Raw genomic sequence first — 19,718 nt, forward strand, 5'->3', positions numbered from 1 at the left:
TTATTTCTCTACTTGTCGACAATAGGTTTCTTTTAAGCCTAATAATCCGAATAACGCTATAATTAGCCCTACGGGGAAAATGATGGCGGCGTATTGATAATCTGCCAGAGAATACACCGGAACCCCATTTAAAAGTTGCATTCCACCGTGTTTTACTAAAAGCATAGTAAACAAATTTTGATAAATAACATAACCACCCTGGGTTAAAATAGAGACAACACTGACCGCGGTAGCCGTTATTAACGGGGAACTACTCTCTGCAACCAACGCATAACTGATAACCTGCGATGCGGTAAAAAAACCAAGCAGGAAAAATAAAACTTTCATTTCCGGTAAAGAAACAGGGACAAAAAGAATAATAAGTATGGTCAATAAAGAAGCCAATACACCTGCTTTCATTGGTAATAGACGCAAGCCTAATTTGTCGGAACACCAGCCAATCAAAGGCCCCCCAATAATTGCGCCAAGAAAAAGCATGGAGTTCACTACTGCCGCATCTTCTTTGGAAACGCCCATTTTTTGGACCAAATAAAGTGAACCCATCATTGCACCGTATACTGCGATTGCCATGTTCATCAAACTGGTATAAAGAGCCGCCCTCAATATCTGCGGATTAAAATAGGTTTTTTTTGCCATGGCCAATACATTAATTTTCTGCTTCAGTTTTTTTCCTGAATCCTGCGTTTTATCAATGATGCCAAAGCACATCAGAACAAGCATGATCAAGCCAAGCCAACCCACTTGCATCAATGCGTCACGCCAACCAATCTGTGCAACCAGCCTGGTCAGAGGATATTGGGCCAACATACCTCCAGTCATAGCCATCGTAACAATTGCTCCGGTTATCATAGCCATACGTTGAGGAGGAAACCAGCGAGAAGCGATCCGAACCGGACCAAGAAAACAAAAAGCACTTCCTATTCCCGTTATGAAGCGACAAAATAGAGCAACGTAAAATGATTGAGCCTGCGCCAGAACAAATGTACTTAAAACACAAAGCAACATGGCAATAAGAATGGTTTTTTTAGTAGAGAATTTATCAAGTACCAATCCGGCAACAAAAAGAAAAATAACATTGGATAGATAATAAATGCTCGATAAATAAGCCATTTTATCGGCATGCACATGAAAGTCACGCATGATATTATCAGCTATTGATGCGAACATATTTCCTTGAATGAATTCATAAAAGAAAAATAGTGAAGCACTAAAACAAACTATCCAGGGTAAAAACTGAGCTGACAATTTCTCATTTCCCTTATATTCTTCTACCATCTGCATAAAAAAACTCCTCAATCCAGATAACGTTTGCAGTAAGTTTCGCGGATTAATAAAACCGCAATTAAAGCAACAATTGCAGTCAGTGGAAAAATCCACATTGCATATTGAAAATCAGCCCGTGTGTAATGTTGAGCAGTACCGGCGTGTTGTTGCATTAAGAATCCGAAAAGTACCTGCCCCACACCAGCACCTCCCATAATGAGAATAGACGCAATCCCTGTAGCAGCACCGGTGTTTTCGGAGGAATTACTTTCAGCAATAAGAGGATAACTAATGACCTGTGTACTTGAAAAAAATCCCAGAGCAAAAAAGAGTGCGCTTAACTGTATTTGAGAGAGGACAAGATCCATAAATAAAGGAGCCACTGACAACAGAGTCGCTATTGCACCGAGGATCATTAAAGGTTTACGGCGGCCTTGACTGTCGGAAAGCCAGCCCACCAGCGGACAGCCGATAATACTGCCAATAAAGATAAGACTTACCACGTTGCTTGCTGCCATTTCAGACAAATGGTGAACAACTTGTAAATAACTGGCCCCCCATAATGCGCAAAGGACCATGATGGGTAAATTTAAAAAGCAGGTATACAAACCGGCAAGCCAATTTTGACGATTTACAAATACCCGCATAAAGGCAGGGAGAGTGACTGGCTGGTCATTTTTTTTCCTGGCGGCCAGAAAGTCTGGTTTATCTTCCACAACCATATAAATCCAGACTAATAAAATAGCACCTACTGCACCGTCAATCAGCAAAGAACGCCGCCAGCCATAATATTCATTCAGATACGCAAAAGGCGTATGAGCCATCATTCCACCTAAAAAAGCCATGGTGACCAGTAAACCAATAACCAAAGCCTGGCGACGTGGCGGAAACCACTGCGATACTAAAACAACACAGGATAAAAAGCAGAATGCATTCCCGATTCCAGAAAGAAAATGGCAAAAACAAGCCAGGATAAACGAATCGGTAAGTGCAAATCCTACAGTACCAATAATGCATACCGACATGGCAATCAGGATCACCCTGCGTGTTGAAAACGCGTCCAGAATAATTCCTGCGGGAAGAAGAAAAAGAAGGTCAGCCCATAAATAAGTACTCGACATCCAACTGAGTTGTGCCGCATCCAGATGAAAATCATTACGCAAAGGCTGATTAATGACATCAAAGATGTTGAGTTGAAAAAACTCATAAAAAAAGAACAACCCCGCTGACAGACAAATCACCCACGCTATTAAGTTACTACGAGGCAACACACTCCTGGAATCCAGTGTGGCAGAATCAGACAACGTTTACTCCTTAGCTAAGGTTGCAAAATTTGCCGCGTATTGTATCAAAAAACACAATTAATTGGTATCTTTATTGAACAATTTTTTTCAAAAAGTTCATCGCGAGGGCTGCCGGCATTTAAAATGCAAACGACAGGTAGAAACATAAGCTTTATTGCCACCAATCAAAATTTGCTCGCCCTCGGAAACAGTTTCTCCCTGCTCATTAATACGCAAATTCATAATCGCTTTACGACCACAATGGCAAATTGTTTTAATTTCAACTAATTCATCAGCCCATGCCAGCAGATACTGACTCCCTTCAAACAATTCACCTCTGAAATCAGTACGCAAACCGTAAGTTAACACAGGAATAGTTAACTGATCAGTAATTTCTGTTAATTGATAGACTTGATTACGAGTTAAAAATTGCGCCTCATCAATTAAAATACAACCGTAATGTTGTTTCTGAGTGAGGTGATTAGTAACCCAATCATAAAGATTATCTGTTGGAGTAAAAACCTGTGCCTGCTCAGCCAAGCCAATACGTGATTGAATAAATCCCTTTTCATAACGTGTATCGATTTCCGGCGTGAGTAATAAAGTTTGCATTCCCCGCTCACGATAATTGTAACTGGATTGTAACAATACCGTACTTTTTCCCGCGTTCATTGCCGCAAAATAGAAATAAAGTTTTGCCATTAACTCATCCCGCAACTATATAACAGGGCCATACTCTACTATGAGACCGGGTTAAATGAAACTGTCTGATAGGGAACCGTCAGCTTTTGCAAAAAAATAGTTTAGGGCTTACTATGGATGGCAAATCATTAAATTAAGGATAATCAATATGATTCCCGTCAAAGGTTATGCTGCTGAAACTGCCAAAGCACCTTTAAAACCCTATTCCTTCGAAAGACGCTCTGTAGGCGAACACGATATTTTAATTGATATTCGTTATTGTGGAATCTGTCATTCTGATATTCATCAGGCACGTGATGAATGGGGAGGTTCACTTTTCCCCATGGTACCGGGACATGAAATTGTAGGAATAGTAAAACAAACCGGGGGGAAAGTATCAAAATTTAAAGAGGGGGATCGAGTAGGCGTGGGTTGTTTTGTCGATTCCTGTCGTCATTGTGACAGTTGCCAGAAAGGTTTGGAACAATATTGCGCTCAAGGCATGATTAACACATACAACGGTAAGGAATATGACGGAAGTCCCACTTTTGGTGGTTATTCAACGCAAATTGTAGTCGATGAAAATTATGTATTGCGTCTTCCTGAAAATTTACCTTTGGATGCCACCGCCCCCTTGTTGTGCGCAGGGATTACTCTTTATTCGCCTTTACGTCATTGGCAAGTTGGCCCTGATAAAAAAGTAGCGATTGTAGGTTTAGGTGGGCTGGGGCATATGGGCGTTAAAATTGCGCATGCGATGGGTGCTGACGTTAGCGTACTGAGTCATTCTCTTAAAAAAGAAGCCGACGGGAAGCGTCTGGGAGCCAATCATTTTTATGCCACATCTGACCCGGAAACGTTTACAAAGCTCGCTAATACTTTTGATCTGATCGTTTGCACGGTTTCTACAGGAATCGATTGGGGACAGTATTTAACGTTATTAAAACGCGATGGAACAATGGTTGTTGTGGGCGTTCCCGAAGAAAAAGTGCCTTTAGGTGCTTTTCCACTCGTAATGGGACGCCGTAGTCTCGCAGGCTCCTTGATTGGCGGCATCGAAGAGACACAAGAAATGCTCGATTTCTGCGGGAAACACAGTATCACCGCAGATATTGAATTAATTCCCATTCAAAAAGTAAATGAAGCCTATGAACGGGTATTAAAAAGCGACGTTCGTTATCGTTTCGTAATTGATATTGCTTCTTTGAATTAATTTAAGTTTAATGAACGTCCTCCAGCTTCGCGGGGATGACATCAATATTATTTGAGTCATTCCCGTGAGACAGGAATCTATTCTCAACTTACCTCATCACTTTGCTTGAGAGAAGATCTCCGTCTTCGCAGGGGATGACATGAATAAAAATCACAGAAAGTCCAAAGAGCTTCATATAAATCAATTACCTGCCATGTGTACAAAAAGTGATAAAATCACTCAGGCTGTATGCGCGAAATCCAGCTTCGATCTCTATTCGAGATCGTAGGGAATGCTGTACATAAAGCACAGGACGTAATCTTTAGTGTTCAAAAATGAGAGGTGTTTACTTTTTTTGATCGACTAATGCCCCAATATAATAGTCCATTAATCACAATGATCTATAATGACCCACATAATCTTATATTTGCTCAACAATGGTTAATGTAGTATTATCCATCAGGACATTATTATGAGCAATAATGGAGCATGATGCTTAAGAAAAAGGGTTATAGTAGCTGCGAAGAAAAAAGCATTTAATCACTTTCTAAAAAATCTACTCTATTAATGTAATTTTTATAATCAACATGGTTAAGTAAAATGCCTCATCCTTGCGAAAATCGATTTCCATCTCTATATGCCAGTTATAAAGGTCAACATAGAAATATAGGGCCTATCCTTGAAGTATTGGATACCCAATGTAAGCATTTATTTAATCTGGAGGAACTGGAGCGAGCAATCACCTCTGGTGGATGGCAAGGTTCTTATGTCGACTTTTTCGAGAATTGCATTCATAACAGTGGGGATGGATTCGACCCTGGTGAAGTGAGTGAAATATTACTCCCCTTTATCTATCACACAATAAATTCTCCTGAATGGAGTTTAGAAAATTATACTGTTCCACCATTTTGTACTCAAGAAATAGGGTTTAAAGAAAAATTTGGGGCACAAAAACTGGATTCCGACTTAGATAAGATAAGCGTGTTGAAAAATTATGCATTTACCACGCTGGATATGTGCCGTTCGGCACAGGCAACAACGGTTAGATGGGGAATTAAGACTACACCAAAGGTAATTGAGTTAGAACATTTGGATTATCTTGATACAACCAGGATAAATAAAGAAAATTCTTTATATATTCGTAGCTCAAAAGGTGACAATAAAGGGTTATCGCAATGGATTTTGCTTTATTACAAAGAAGACAAGCCTTATCTTTATAGTGAGTCACCGATAGCAGAGGATGATAAGCTTAAGATAATCGACCGCTTTTTTAAGGGAAAAGAGCATCCTGTAATAAAAGGAGGTACAGCTGCTTTATCAATGTCTTCAGGCATACGCGCATGTTCTGAATATGCCCAGGAAGTTGACTCTTGCGGTGCAGGATTATCAACTGAAGCAGATTATTTTTCCCTGTTAGTAGAGTGGATTTGGTTCACTAACTATTCACCTTATAATGCACGCCCTAATTATAACTGGGAATATTTTAAAACGCATGTTCTTCGATTTTATCCAGAAAACGAACAGTTCCGTCTCCTCGATTTGAATACTCCCAAACAGAATGATGAAGACTTTGATGAGAATAAACATCTACAAATGCGCTCTTTTTATTTAGCCCTTGATCGCATGTTATCCTCTCAATACCTTAAAGACTGGCATTATGAAAACCTTCCAACAGAATCTATATTTTATCTTTTAAAAACAGATCGCAAAAATAATACTGTGCGATTGGACGTCCCGGATGGGATCGACTTTGAGCAGTTTATACAAATTTATCAACCTCATGGTGTTACAGCGCGTTGGGCAATACAAAAAGAGTTGACTCAGCATAGCTGCCATTCACAATTCTCAATACATGATCTGGCCACCTGTTTTGTCCTTAATACCTTTCGTGCGTGCGCAAAAGAAAAGAATTTAATTATTAGATTACCTGAAAAATATCAACTACACAAAAAAGAACAAAATCTGATTTGTTATTTAATGCAGCGTAATCCTTTTGTTTGTCGTTTTGAAAATCCCGCCAATAACACGTCTTTAAAACTTATCAATGAGAGTCTACAGCATATTTTTGCCCGTAATCGCTGGCTCTCCATGAATGGATATCTATCTCCTTTGCTTGATGAATTCTGGACTGTATCTGCGGAATATTGGCTTGCTTATTTAAAACAATCCCCTGATTTGCTGTCGGATAAACAAGATGTTTTGGAATTTAAACGTTGTGTCAGGGAGATGGGTCTACATGGCTTAAAACCTTTATTAGAATATCTTTCAAATAACGAAGGCGAGTTAAAATCGGAATTCAACAAACTGCTTCGCAAAACAGAGACTCCCCCTGTTTTTTATGCCGGATGCCCTGGAAAAGAAGTTAAAGCCTATACACGAATTTTAGTTGAACATCTACGAGAAGAAAAATACTTCCCTTTTAAACAATTTCAATTTTCTTTCGTTCCAGGCGCAAATGAAGAAATTGCTGATTTGTTAGAGCAATTGAATGAACTCAATTATTTTGACAAAATCAGTTTAACGGATTGCACCACTCCAGAACATAGGGATGCGTTAAGCGCTTTTTTATTAGAAGTAATTAACCGCGCCCAACACAATGAGAACTGGACCTGCCCCATTCATATCCCTGAATTAGAAAAACCTTCCAGTAATCCTCACTTGGCAAAAATTTATGATCGTTATAGTGACTTAAATAATATCCTGGTTCGGAGGGCGCGTAAGAAGTGTGATGAAGATTTGTTGAAGATCAACCACTTTAAAGTAACATCACAAGTAGCTGAAGCAATTGAAGAGCATGGAAAAGAAGTCCAAATAAAAGGCAGAAAAGGTCTTGAATATGATGCCTTGGTTCGAAAATTTGGAAAAGAATATGATAAAACATTAGGTGGGCAACCGTTATCACTGACGCGCACTGGCGGCATTGCTCTACAAATGCAACAGCAACAGCAAATAAACCAAGAAAGAAGCCGCTCTTTAGAAAATGAAATGGAACAAGGGACTGCGTATGAAGATGTTTTGCCCCCTTTATTGATTGATTACACTAACATTCATGATGAGATGGAAAAGTATTATCGGGAACTAAACATCGATTATCCTGTTGACGTCAGGAAGGCGTCCTTAGGAACACCTGATGAAAAAATTTTGCAATCCTTTTTCCATACTTGGGTAAACGCCAATCCTGAAGTTCCAGCAAAACATATTATTCAAAAAATGACACCCCATGCAGTGCAAATGCTGTTGACATACCATCGTCAATTATCAGGAGGCTTGAATGTATCCAATTTGCCTCGGGGCTTTTATACTCAACGCCTGGGATCTGGAGAACTGGTTTTAGGATACAAACCCACTTTAGGCTATACAACCGAGCATAATCCTTTGACTTTAGAATTAGCCACTTCTATTCCACAAGTCGAACGCATTTTAGGCGATTATCGACAGTTTAATACGGTTGATAAGCCTCGTCTGCCAGATTTGCTGCAACAAATACAATTATTGGCTGAAATGCAGCCTGAGTTACCTAAGAAAGAACGTGAGTTAAGGTTAGACGCTTTGTGGCATGGAAACCAATTATCCAGCCACTGGCGACTTTTTCTAAAGAAAGAAGACAACAGAACATGGGTTATAAACAATTGGGAGCTATTTTACGCAGGCTTCAGATCATCCATTCGTGATCAGGATATAATGGAATGGTTTTCTCAACGACCTGAAAAATTATCCCAAGAAAAAGCTATTGGCTTATTAATACAAAGCATTTACACAGAGAAGGATCAGGCGGTACAAAAAGAACGTATAGTTGATCTTTTAACAAGAAATAAAGATTTTATTGCTATAAAAGGTTTGGGGCAAATCTATTCTCGCTACGGCAATTATGGTTTAGAACGGTTTGCTAATCTTTTATTAACCATGCAAGATCGCTTAGGTAAAAATTTCCTGGCTGATTTTGGTAAAAATTATCTTGTTTACTGCACTACTTATTCTCCATTATTACAAGAGTCCTCCTTAAATACTTTTGATGCTATGTTAGCGCAATTATCAAGGGATAAAAGCGGTCAGAAAGACCTCTTTCTACAATTCCTTGATATGCAGATGCAGGCTGCCGGATGGGAAGATATTTCTACTTTATGGAAAGGATTTAATTATTTTTATAGCCGCATTAAGGATATGGGCTTAGAAAAAGAATTAACACCAGAACTTTTAGCTTCATTAACGCCTCAGAGGCAAAATCTATTTCCTTGTTTTGAACGCATTTTAAAATCATTGGAAAATATTCCAAGCCTGGGGTTACAAATACAGTTTATCAAGACGCTTCCTCATTCTGATTTAACCGAGGGAGGCGTACCTTATGCCGTATGTCATGAGGGTTTTGTCCTCATGGATAAGTCCCTTCAACTTGCTGAGTTTCAAAATGGAAGTCCAACCTACAGTCCGCCGATGGACAAATTATTTACTGATGATTGGCAGGAGCCGCTTCATACCCATCGTGCTTTAGCTTCCAAAAACCATATTAAGCCAGAGAATTACAGGGTATTGAGTGAGGCACAACTATCAAGACCTGAATTAATTTGGGCTTCGCATACTGAATGGCCCGACGCTCAGCAATTACTTGATTTTTTTAACACGGGTAAAAACCAGCCTATTTTGAATGATGTTGCCAGACACTTCTATCATATTTTTTATGAAACGCATCAATCCTATCGACGTTTTCCTTTAGAAATTTTCGGGTTACTGGGAGAGCATGCAGCAACACTTAAAGATATTCTTAAGAAATATCCTGACAATACTATCTTTTTTGAATGCCTCAATATACTGCAAGAGGATATTAGAGAGGAAAATCTGGCGCGCCTTTTCACCTTATTTGAAAAAGCCCCAAAACAACACAAACATTTGGAGCAAGGATTATTGTTGGCTACCGTTTATGAACTATCCGAAGCGGAGTTAAACACCTTTTTTGAAGTGACCAAAGCAGTGAAAAGGGTGACAAGTAAGGAATTGCTTATTCTTTCCAACCAATTACTTTCATTAGATACAGATACCTTACCGGATAATCCAGGTATAGGAAAAGTAATTTGGCAAACCATTCTTGATGGCATTCAACAAATGGATGCTCATCCTTTAGAGATTGCAGAGAAGCGCAAGCAATTGATGCAGCAATTAAAAACCACCTATGGGTTGAGTTTTAAGAGTTCTATTGCCGGCGATTATAGAGTTGTTAAGGAGGACGATCTCAATCATTTAGGACTTGATAAACTCTTTGCAGAACACCATCGCCGATTGAGCAAATTCTTTACCAGCAAAATTGCTGTTTCTGAGGCCCAGTTGGTCAATCAACAATTAAAACCTGTTGTTGAGTTTTTCAAAAGGCTGCTGCTGAACAAAACCTATATCAATGAAGTGGAACCGCTGCTATCCACCCTTGAAAAAGTACTGGAAAAGCATGATAAAGGCGTTTGGACATCCAGTTATTTCGATGGACTTTTACGTAGCTTGCAACCTCAAGACAGTACTTCCAGTTTTCCTATTAGTATTCTAGAGGCGATATTGACTGAGCCAAACAGTCCTTTTATTCCTGGAACTATCGATGAAGTACAGTCTGATTTTGATAAAAAAGAAAAATGGAAGAGTGTTTTTGGATTAATTCTATCAAAAGCAGAAAGCTTTGATCGAGTACAACAGGCGAATTTGGCTCGATTGGCAATTCGAACAAGTGAAGAGCCAGGATTCATTACTTCTCTTGTCACAAGCTTAACTCATAAAGATTATGATGGTCTTCGTGAAGTTATTTTAGCCCGTTTGTTAAGTAGCAAGAAGCCTCCAGAACTGTTTAATTCCATCTTTAAACAATGCACTGATTTCATTCGCCTGAATCATGCCCCCATACGCGATGAAGATTGGAAAGCAACGAGCCAGTTATGGATTGAAACATTAACCAGGCATCCGGAGCTTGAGGCACAATTCGCTTTAGAAAAGATAGATGCCGACAAGAAAGCATTAGTGTTACACATTGCTGCCTGGAGTAGTTTTTCTTCGAATCAGTACCCGACAGTGCCTCAAGGAGATTATTTAAAAGGGGATTATCCTAAAGCAGTTAAATTAATAACTCGTTTATCAAAATTATCAAAAGAGGAACTTAATGCGCTCGCCCAAAATTATCCAGGCAAGCCTGCACCTGATACCCGAAATTTATTAACCTTCATTAAAAATAAAGAATTTCGACCATTCGATAAAGCTATTGGGGATTTTCTGACAAAGGAACAATCAACATTCAGGCAAGATTATCAACACTTATCCAGTACACGAGAAGCAGATTTAACCAGAATGCTTCAATTAACCTATGTCACTCGAGGCAAGGAAGTAAAACCTTTAGACGCTCAATCAGGAATTCAGCTCACTCTCATGTTTCAATACTTGAAACAACTTGAGCAAGGCGTTTCTAAAATAGCCGGTTATGAAAAGCCAATTGGCGAAATGTCTGAGGAAGAATTAAAAGAAGGATTCAGGAAGTGCTCTGAAAAATCGAATGAAGATCCCAATAACACGCAAATAAAAACCCAGGTTTGGGCCATTTTATTTGAAGTTTTAGGTCGTACAACCGGCAAGTACGCTCATTTAGCGCAACAGTTTGCTTTGATCGCTAATGATTTATTACTTCCCGAAGATCCATCCAGTATTTTACAATTAAAAACAGGAGAAGGAAAAAGCCATTTCGTTGCCCTGCGCGCAGCCCGTCATGCAGGATTAGGTAAAAAAGTGGATGTGTGTACTGCCAAATGGAGCCTGGCAGAGCGTGATTTGCTCGATTACAAACCATTTTTTGATTTTCTTGGTATTTCCACTACTAATGTAGAAGCGCGCTCTAAACATGATACCTATGTCAATGCTCAAGTGGTTTATACTACTCCAGGCGATTTGTCTTTATTTCTTGATGAGCAAGCAAGCCAGGGCAAACCAATCCTTATTGATAAAGCAAATCGTGTAGGCTTGGGCGATGAGTTTGACTTTCTCTATTATGAAGGTCAAAAAACTCAGTTTAACTATGCTCGCCACACAGGGGTGACTCCTAAAGAAATGGCCTGGTTTTATCGAGGTCTTAATGAGTTTTATGATAATTTACCGGATGAACTCAAAAACAATCCAAAAGATAACCCTCTTAATATCCATGTGATTACGGCGTGTTTTGCATTTTTAGCAGAACAGGCAAATGAAGAGGGCTTACTCTATTTGGAAAACTTGAGTCCTATGGAGTTACTGAGTTGGTTGCAATCAACCCATGAGGCGGCAACATTGCAATTCGGTGTTCAGTACACGGTCCGCCTGGAACAGGTAAAAGTGGGTGAAGAAGAATTTCCTTTACGAGAAATATATCCACTCACAAAAGATATGCAAGCTGCGGTAGGTTCTTCATTCAGCCATGGGGTACATCAACTTCTTGCTGCACGTCTAAATGAACAAGCCGCATTAAAAGATGAGCCGCAAAATTATCATGTCCATCCTGAGAGTAATATCATTAGTTCTCAAGTTTTTTCTCAGCGATTAAAAACTTTATGGGGACATTGGGAAGGATTTACGGGAACAATCTCTTCATCGCAATCCAATGAGCTAAACGAAGAGTACCATACGGCCGTACTTCATGTACCCACCAATCAAAAAGATTTGCGGAAATGGCCTGCACCTCAGTTTTTTGACAATAAGAATACGGAAAAGGCCCAGGAGGCTCGTTTAGAACAGTTAGCAACCGATATCAAGCAACGAATTCGTGAGAAAAAATCCATTTTATGGTGCTGCGCTACGGATGCGGAAGTACTCAAAATGACCACTGCCATTAAAAAATATTTTACTGAAGACGAATATAATCAATACTTTCTTTCTTACACCAATGAATCGCATGAATCACCAGCAGAAATTTTACGGCGTAAAAAACAGAGGGAAGGCGATTATTTAGGACAGAAAGAACGAGGGGTTGTTCTCATCGCGGCAGGTTTTGGACGTGGTGATAACGTAGGTGTTGAAACAGTAATCTTAGGTTCCGTACAAGATGAAAACGATTTAGGGCAAAAAGGAGGTCGAACAGCACGTAACGGGGAAGAAGGTGAGGTTCTTCAGTACTACCTTACTAAAGAAATTGATGATGAACTTCTGGTATGGAATCAGTTTTTGGCTGAATCCAATTTGCTCGCAGGTGTTGTAGAGGAGCTGAAGCGGGTTGACCATCCTTTGCAGGACGCATTTAATGAAGATGAAGTACCTGATTTCTCCGCATACAAACCCAATGATAAATTTAATTTGTTGTTACGTCTTAGAGAGTATAGCGTTGCAAAAGATAATTATTTGTCCCGCTTCTATCATGAAACGAAGGCCAAACTGTCTTCTGAAGGAATCAATAAAATAGGTCGGACTGATACTCAAAAGAAAGATCAATCAATTAAAGATTTTGCAAATTATTTAAATGACCTGGAAAAGAAATGGCTAGAAATTCAAACACACTACAAAGATAATCCAGAGGCATGCATTAGAGCGTTACAAGCATTTATAGGGCAGAGTTGTGAAAGAAATGCAAGGCTTGACTCCCTGTTTAAAGATACCGAAGGATTTAGCATCGAGGTAGATGTCCCTAATCAGCCAAAGTTTACTCTGGACTCCCCTGCGGAAGAACAAAAAAATCAATTGTCAATTGCGGCTCAAAGCCTGGCACTCCGAATCGTGGATTTACCAGAAGATTTCAAATCCTGGAATCAACTTATTATCGATATGAGCAAGATGACTGAACTGCAAATGGAAGCCTTGTTACAGATCTATGAGAACACGCCCACTTTACAGTTTGCTACCTTTCAAAAACAAGTAGCCAGCCTTATAAAAGAACGCAAGGCGGTAGAACAAATTACTGAATTACGTGCAAGCAGGAAGATTGAAAAGTTATCCGATTTCAAATTTGAATTAAACACCCAACAAGAAAAAATACTCCACCAATCCTTATTGGGAATGGATCATCGAGCAAGTAATCTGACCCTGGAGTATATTTTAAATCCTAAATATAGTGGGAAAGAATATATAGAACAAATCTTACCGATGCTTCAGTACAGTGCGGCTAATCCTGATTTGAGTCTTTCATTTTGGAATAATCCGGTTATTCGAGATAGCCTGTTAACTTTACCCGTATCCTGTTTTACAGAAAAGGTTTATCTGGAAGCGGATCATCTGCTTGCTATCAAAAACTTTCTTGACCGCTTCATTGATGTGAAGGAAAACGAACAAGTATATAGCGAATTATTTAATCAATTTGTGCGTGCAATGGAGAATCAACCGGAGCATCGCAAACGTTTATTAGCTCAATACGAAGTAATATTAGAACGATCCGGAATATCCAATGTTGCGTTATTAAAGAGATTGGCTGAGATTGGTGAAAACTTAAAAGCTCCCGCACATTTAAATGTGTTGAAGCGTCTCATTGAGAAAATGAAAAAAGAGTATGAAGCACCACGAGGCGCCATCAAAGAACTGGATGCACTATGGAACAATATGAGCAATTCAGATCTACGCGTTGTTGGGTTGTTGCCTTTAATTGAACAAATTCTTGCTACGGAAGGTAAAGAGTTTGTTGCCCGATTAAATGCAATTTTGAAGTTACAACCTGAATTAATTGCGGACTCTCAAGACTTTTTAAACGAATTCTTTCCTAAGCGTTTAAAAATCAAAAAGCAAGTAAAAATTGCAGAATATAATAAAGTACTGGCAGGATTAAAGAATTTATTTTCTAATGAAAAACATAAATTCGATAGCACTATGCAATTATTTGGTCCTTATTTACTAAGCAATGATTTTGAATTTGCTACGGAATTTAATAACATAAAGATACTACTTGATAAAATAAATTCTGAAAGTATAAACGACCATCTCGCTCAATATTCTACAAAAGATATTCATTACTTATTAAGCCTGGTTCACAATTTTCCAGACCACGAGAAAGATTGGCTCTTCCTTGCTCCCGTGTTTGTTAAATATCTGGATTCTGACTTCTATAAAGCGTTGTCTTCTGAAGAACAAGTGATCGCTATTATAGGTATTAAGAATCTGCTGGAAGCACAAATCGTTGAAAAAGACAAAGTATGTTATGACATCCTGGCTTCTCTATCCTTTGCAGAGATGCAGCACCTGCTTTATTTCTCAAAAACATATCCACAGCATGCCCAAAACCTGTTGGCGATAAAACCATTAATTACTTATATGACGAAATCAGGTGATGGGGAAGAAGAAGAGAAAACCTTCCAATCTATATTTGCCCTACTTGAGAATATAAAGGATACGAATACTTCGTTAAGAGTGGTACGAGCTGCTTTCAACAAAGATCCTATTAGATTACCTATGTTGTTGAAATTAAACGATAACAATAAAGGACATGAAGTAGACATTCTCTTAAGTTCATTAGCCACTCTCACTCTTCTGAGTAATGAACAAGAAAAGATGATTAAACTATTTTTTGACAACCGAAGTCATTTAAACACATGGATTAAAAATTCATTCATGAATTATTCAACGAATGAAAGAGTAGCATTAATGAATATGCTCAAGAATGAATATTTTGTATCCCGTACTCCAGCTTATGGATATTCCAGAAGCGAGAATAATGCGTTATATCAAGCAGGGCTGGACGCTTATAAAGCGCATATTTCCCAAGTGCTTGAAAACTCTCAATCCAAAAGCCAACCCAGGGGACTCTCATCTGCACAACAACAAGAAGTGCTTAAGGTGATGGGTGAATTAGAGACCATTGGTGCTAATCCTCCTCGATTTAAACCAAAACCTGAAGGAGAGGCTAGAAGGGCGCTGGATAAGGCAATAAAAGCCCAGATTAATACCTATGATAAGTTATGGTTTAAAGACAAACAGCGCTTCAGAGAGATGAGAGAGCAAATTGATGAGTTAAAGGCCCTTGTTGGTAACAAAGGCAACAGTTATGAAGAGCTGATGGACAAGGTGAGAAACATAAAACGGACCCTTATGATCAGGGATAGCGAAAGAGCCTCGCAACAACTCTTTCCCAGATTCCTTTTTAGCGGACAGAGTCGTTTGTACAGGACTTTTAATGACATTGAGGATTTGATTTTAAAATCATGGACAGACAGTGCCCATAAGGACATTGCCAAATCAAAAAATTATACTAGCGTCTACACCAGATCGAGGGATCAGTATGTAGAGACGTTTAAAGAATCATTAGATATCTGGAATATAAACAACTATGATAGATTTAGATTATTTAAGGATTCTGGCGTTTCAAAAATGTATCAGGACATACAATCGTTGGGAACTAATGATGAGGTAACACATTATCTGAGAAACAATCCAGATCAAGTGAAAAAACTTCCTGGGGCGCTCAAAACAATCGCCAAGGAAGTATTGGCGCATAGTGTGGAGAATGCTGCTCATTACCAGGAAGTTTTTAACTAACCTCGACTCGAATAAGACGGAATGTATGCTGATGAAATGATTGAAATAAATACCAGTGTCAGATATATATTTTAAAGCAGTCATTGTTTTTAGCGTTTCTTATATGCATGCGATTTATCCGGACGTTATAAAAGCATTTTATTCACTATACAATACCTTATTTGTGTGATTCATAGAGATCATTTCAATTTTTTCATAATTAAATCAGTATGGTAGTTAGCTATTTGAATGCGCTCATTGTCTATTTTGTAGTTATTACTAACTTCCTCGCTGAAAGGGGTTATTTCGCTTAATTCAGCCACGATAGCCGAGGGTGGTTTCCCTTTTAGTGAACCATGCGGACGCTGCCAGTTATAAAAAAATTGCCATTGAGCCAGCTCTTCTCTGAGAGCTTCGAAGTCAGATAAGTCTGTAATAGCGTAAAACTCTTCAAGATCAGTTTTTTGCGATCGTTCTACCTTGCCGTTTAAATGAGGAGAAGCTGGCTTATTGGGTCTAAATTTAATACCTAGCCCCATCATTTTTAGCTGAACTTTTTCGGCAAAAAATTCTAATCCTCTATCCGTTTGAATACGCTGTATAGGGAAAGGGAATTGCTCCAGAACCAAGTCTAAGAAATGTAGTGTGTTAGTGGCTGTACGGCGTTTGTAAATCTCTAGTACACGCCAACGAGAGCAATCATCAACAGCAGTATATTGATAAATTCCGGTCCTATTTTGCAGGTATCCATCTGGATACGCTCACCAGGAATAGGACGGCTATAACGCTTAAATTTCTTTTTTCGTTTAAGTTTTTTTATTGGTTGTGCTTGGTTGCTAGTTAACGCTTTATGAATGCTCGCCAAAGAAAGCGAACAGTTATGCAATCTAATCAATTCAGGTTGGATCCGCCTGGCGCCCAAATTACGACCGATACGCAAATCAAGAATGAGTTTAATCAGTTCTGAATTTAACTTCTTAGCTGGTGACAAATGAGGCTTTTTGCTTTGATCATTTAATCCATCAATACCAGCTTCTAAATAACGTTTGTACCACTTTCTCAGGGTAGGACGAGAAATACCACATTTACGGCAAACGTATCCCGCATCTTTAGTGTCAAGATATAGGTTTACCCAAGTTAACCTAGCTTTAATTTGCTTTTTCATAACCCGGTAAATCTAGCAATTAATTGAAATGATGTCTATGAATCACACACCTTATTTAAATAATATATCGTTGTCTCATCCCCTGTATTAAAAATTTTACTGCTACATTTGAGAGTAGAGAGGAATTGTTTTCCCATTTATCTGTGGCGACTAGGATTATCTTTTTAAGCTTAATTGCGTTTTCACCCACATTTTCCAAAATGGAACTTGTGCTATTTTCTTTCAGTTTATTAATTGGATTTATATGCTCTTATTTTGAACTTTTTCCAAAATGGAAATGGTTCATATAAACCGAATGACCTGAATAGATTATTTTAATCCATGAATTTAATTTAGTCTTTAGTATCCACAGTTTTAGTGGTCTTGGTTATTTTCTTTGTTTGCCCAAGCTGCAAATAATTTTCATTACTCACTACACTTTTTCCTATCTCTTTTTCTGTCTCTTTACGTGCCTTTCCTGCTACGATTCCTCCGCGTTTAGCCACTTTTTTATTTTCGACCATTCCCTCAGGCTTTTCTGTTTTGGAGATTTCCGTTGTGACTTGTTCCCCAAGCATGGTGAAGATGAGTTCTAAATCCGTCATATGATCACGCAAATTAACATTAGATTTTGAAGGTAAGTTTTTATATTGTTTGTGCTCACTTGGCGTCATGCCGAAAGTTGCTTTGGCAATTTCAGCAGTTAAAATAGCGTAATCTTTTTGGTGAGTTAGTCCCCGATCTTGCCATTCATCGGTTAAATTTTGACGAATAGCTATGCCACGTAAGCGTTTGTCTATCCATTCTTTAGGATAGCCCTTTTGTTCATAAAGCTCTTTCATACGCTCTTGGGCAAGCTCAGGATTTTCAATTTCTTGTATTCGCTCATAACCTACTTTTGCTAACCAGCGTTTGAAGGGCTCTGCCTTAAGCGAGGGGATAGATTGAATTAAGCGAAACATTCCTTCAGTATTTGCGCAGTCAGTAGCACGTAACTTTCCGTCTTGAGCAGGTAATTTCAACCCGTGACAAAATGTCACAGGTTGATTTGACTCGGCAATTAAACGTTGTTTTAGTTTGCGCCAATAGGCACCCGCATCGGGGCTGTCTGTTAAAGCTGCACATACATCAATTACACTAAACCACCACTCATTATTATGCCAAACTCGACGAATGGTTTTGTCTTTAAATATTGCGATGGCAGTATCTTTATTCATGGTAATCTCCAAAATATATGCAATTTAGCAAGTCTGAAGGATGTCTGTTACTTGCAATTGCTTCCTTATTAATCGAACTATTCGGTAATTCCGAACAGTTGCTAGCTTTCTATGGGAACAGTAAAAAATTATTTGACTGTTGCATCCAAAAAATTCTATGTAATCCGATGTTTTTCGCGTTTTATAATGTTATGCCAGTACTTTTTGTAAGCGGTTAGTCTCTATAGAAACAACATTAGACTCTAGCAGTGCATTAAGATATTGGCTCCATTTATGTAATGCTTCTTTCCTTTGATGTAACATCTCATTTCTATTATAAGTAGCCATAATCTTAGGCATTTTATGTCCTAGGCATTTCTCAATGACTACTGGATCAATATGAAGCGTTTCCCCAAGCTGGGTACAGAAACTTCTTCTTAAGTCATGTGCCGTCCAATGAGGAATACCTACGCGCTCTTGAATACGGTTAATGGCTCGCGATAGTGCTTTGGGGCTTAGCGGGGTGTCTTGTTTAGCAGATAACACAAAATTAGATTTTGAACCAGACTGAAGCTCTTTAAACATGGCTTTCACAGGTTCAGTTAAATGAATCCGCATTATTTCATCTTGCTTCGTATGTTCTTTGGGTATCGTCCAGAGTGAGTTTTCATAATCAATTTCAGACCAAGTAGCGAGCCTTAGTTCACCAGAGCGAATGCCTGTATGTAGGATAATTTTTATGGCGAGTTTTGTTTGTAGAGACATGCGACTGTTGTCGCTGTCTAAAAACAATAACAAGGTTTTAATTTCATCTATTGTTAGATAACGATCTCTTGGCTTCTCAATTCCACCAATATCTCGCCCTTGTAATAATACGGCTGGATTTTCTTTTAAAGCACCACGTCTTACTCCGTAGTTAAAAGCTTGTTTTAATGCTGATAAAACTTTATTAGCATGGACGCGAGCACCTCGTTTTACAATTTTATCCAGCGCAGTTGTTACTATGGCAGGGGAAAGCTTGGCTAATTCAATGTCGCCCAGTAAAGGAATAATATCTGCATCAATGAGTTGTTTAATCTGTTGAGGCTGCTTGCGTTCCTTTTGGATGTAATTTTCATACCATCCTAAAACAAGCTTTTTAACGGTGTTAGTTTTAGCCTCATCAAGTTTGGCTAAATGAGCTTTGGGATCAACGCCTGATTGCCAAAGATCAAAGAGTGCTTGATAAGCTGTTCGTGCTTGCCCTAAGCTCATTGCAGGATAGTAGCCTAGCGTGATGCTATGATCCTTCTCGGCATAGTAATAACGATATAGCCAAGCTTTCTTCCCTTGGGGCGTTACGCGAATATAAAAGCCATTTCCTTCGGTTTCACGATAAGTCTTATCTTTGGGTTTTAAACCATTGATATAAGAATCTCTAAATACAGTTTTCTTCATATTAACTTTATTCTCTTCGATCCAAGTCGATCCAAATAACGATCCAAATTATTTTGGATCGACATGAAATCATTTGGTAATAATTGGAAACGATGATATAGAGA

Annotated in this window: 8 protein-coding genes and 1 pseudogene; 3 read left to right on the forward strand and 6 right to left on the reverse strand. The window is 38.7% G+C overall.

The features are described from left to right. From T345_RS0112340 to T345_RS0112350, 3 genes are all read right to left on the reverse strand, one after another. The gene (locus T345_RS0112340) at nucleotides 1–1,281 is read right to left on the reverse strand and encodes an MFS transporter (RefSeq protein ID WP_028389609.1); all 1,281 of its coding nucleotides are present in this window, start codon (nucleotides 1,279–1,281) and stop codon (nucleotides 1–3) included. Between the two features lie 11 nt (nucleotides 1,282–1,292). After that, nucleotides 1,293–2,567 (reverse strand): MFS transporter, encoded by a 1,275-nt coding sequence (locus T345_RS0112345; protein WP_028389610.1) that lies wholly within the window; start codon nucleotides 2,565–2,567, stop codon nucleotides 1,293–1,295. Between the two features lie 96 nt (nucleotides 2,568–2,663). Next, entirely contained in the window at nucleotides 2,664–3,248 is a 585-nt protein-coding gene (locus T345_RS0112350; protein ID WP_028389611.1) for a thymidine kinase, read from the reverse strand. A gap of 148 nt (nucleotides 3,249–3,396) precedes the next feature. Between T345_RS0112350 and T345_RS0112355 the strand changes: the two genes are divergently transcribed. The 3 genes from T345_RS0112355 (at nucleotide 3,397) to T345_RS0112360 (ending at nucleotide 15,858) form a co-directional block, all read left to right on the forward strand. Then, entirely contained in the window at nucleotides 3,397–4,440 is a 1,044-nt protein-coding gene (locus T345_RS0112355; protein ID WP_028389612.1) for an NAD(P)-dependent alcohol dehydrogenase, read from the forward strand. Between the two features lie 139 nt (nucleotides 4,441–4,579). After that, nucleotides 4,580–4,708, forward strand: coding sequence for a hypothetical protein (locus T345_RS15525; protein WP_278044094.1), 129 nt, complete (start codon nucleotides 4,580–4,582; stop codon nucleotides 4,706–4,708). 311 nt (nucleotides 4,709–5,019) lie between these two features. Then, entirely contained in the window at nucleotides 5,020–15,858 is a 10,839-nt protein-coding gene (locus T345_RS0112360; protein WP_028389613.1) for a hypothetical protein, read from the forward strand. Between the two features lie 179 nt (nucleotides 15,859–16,037). On the opposite strand, the pseudogene T345_RS14910 reads toward T345_RS0112360, so the two are convergent. The 3 genes and pseudogenes from T345_RS14910 to T345_RS0112380 form a co-directional block, all read right to left on the reverse strand. After that, nucleotides 16,038–17,002: pseudogene (locus T345_RS14910) on the reverse strand (IS481 family transposase). A 332-nt stretch (nucleotides 17,003–17,334) separates the two neighbouring features. After that, on the reverse strand, nucleotides 17,335–18,198 hold the full coding sequence (locus T345_RS14370) for a BRO-N domain-containing protein (RefSeq protein WP_051555270.1): 864 nt from the start codon (nucleotides 18,196–18,198) through the stop codon (nucleotides 17,335–17,337). Nucleotides 18,199–18,387: 189 nt separating this feature from the next. Continuing rightward, nucleotides 18,388–19,614, reverse strand: coding sequence for a tyrosine-type recombinase/integrase (locus tag T345_RS0112380; protein ID WP_028389614.1), 1,227 nt, complete (start codon nucleotides 19,612–19,614; stop codon nucleotides 18,388–18,390). Nucleotides 19,615–19,718 lie beyond the last annotated feature (104 nt).

Source organism: Legionella fairfieldensis ATCC 49588 (genome assembly GCF_000621525.1).
Taxonomy (GTDB): domain Bacteria; phylum Pseudomonadota; class Gammaproteobacteria; order Legionellales; family Legionellaceae; genus Tatlockia; species Tatlockia fairfieldensis.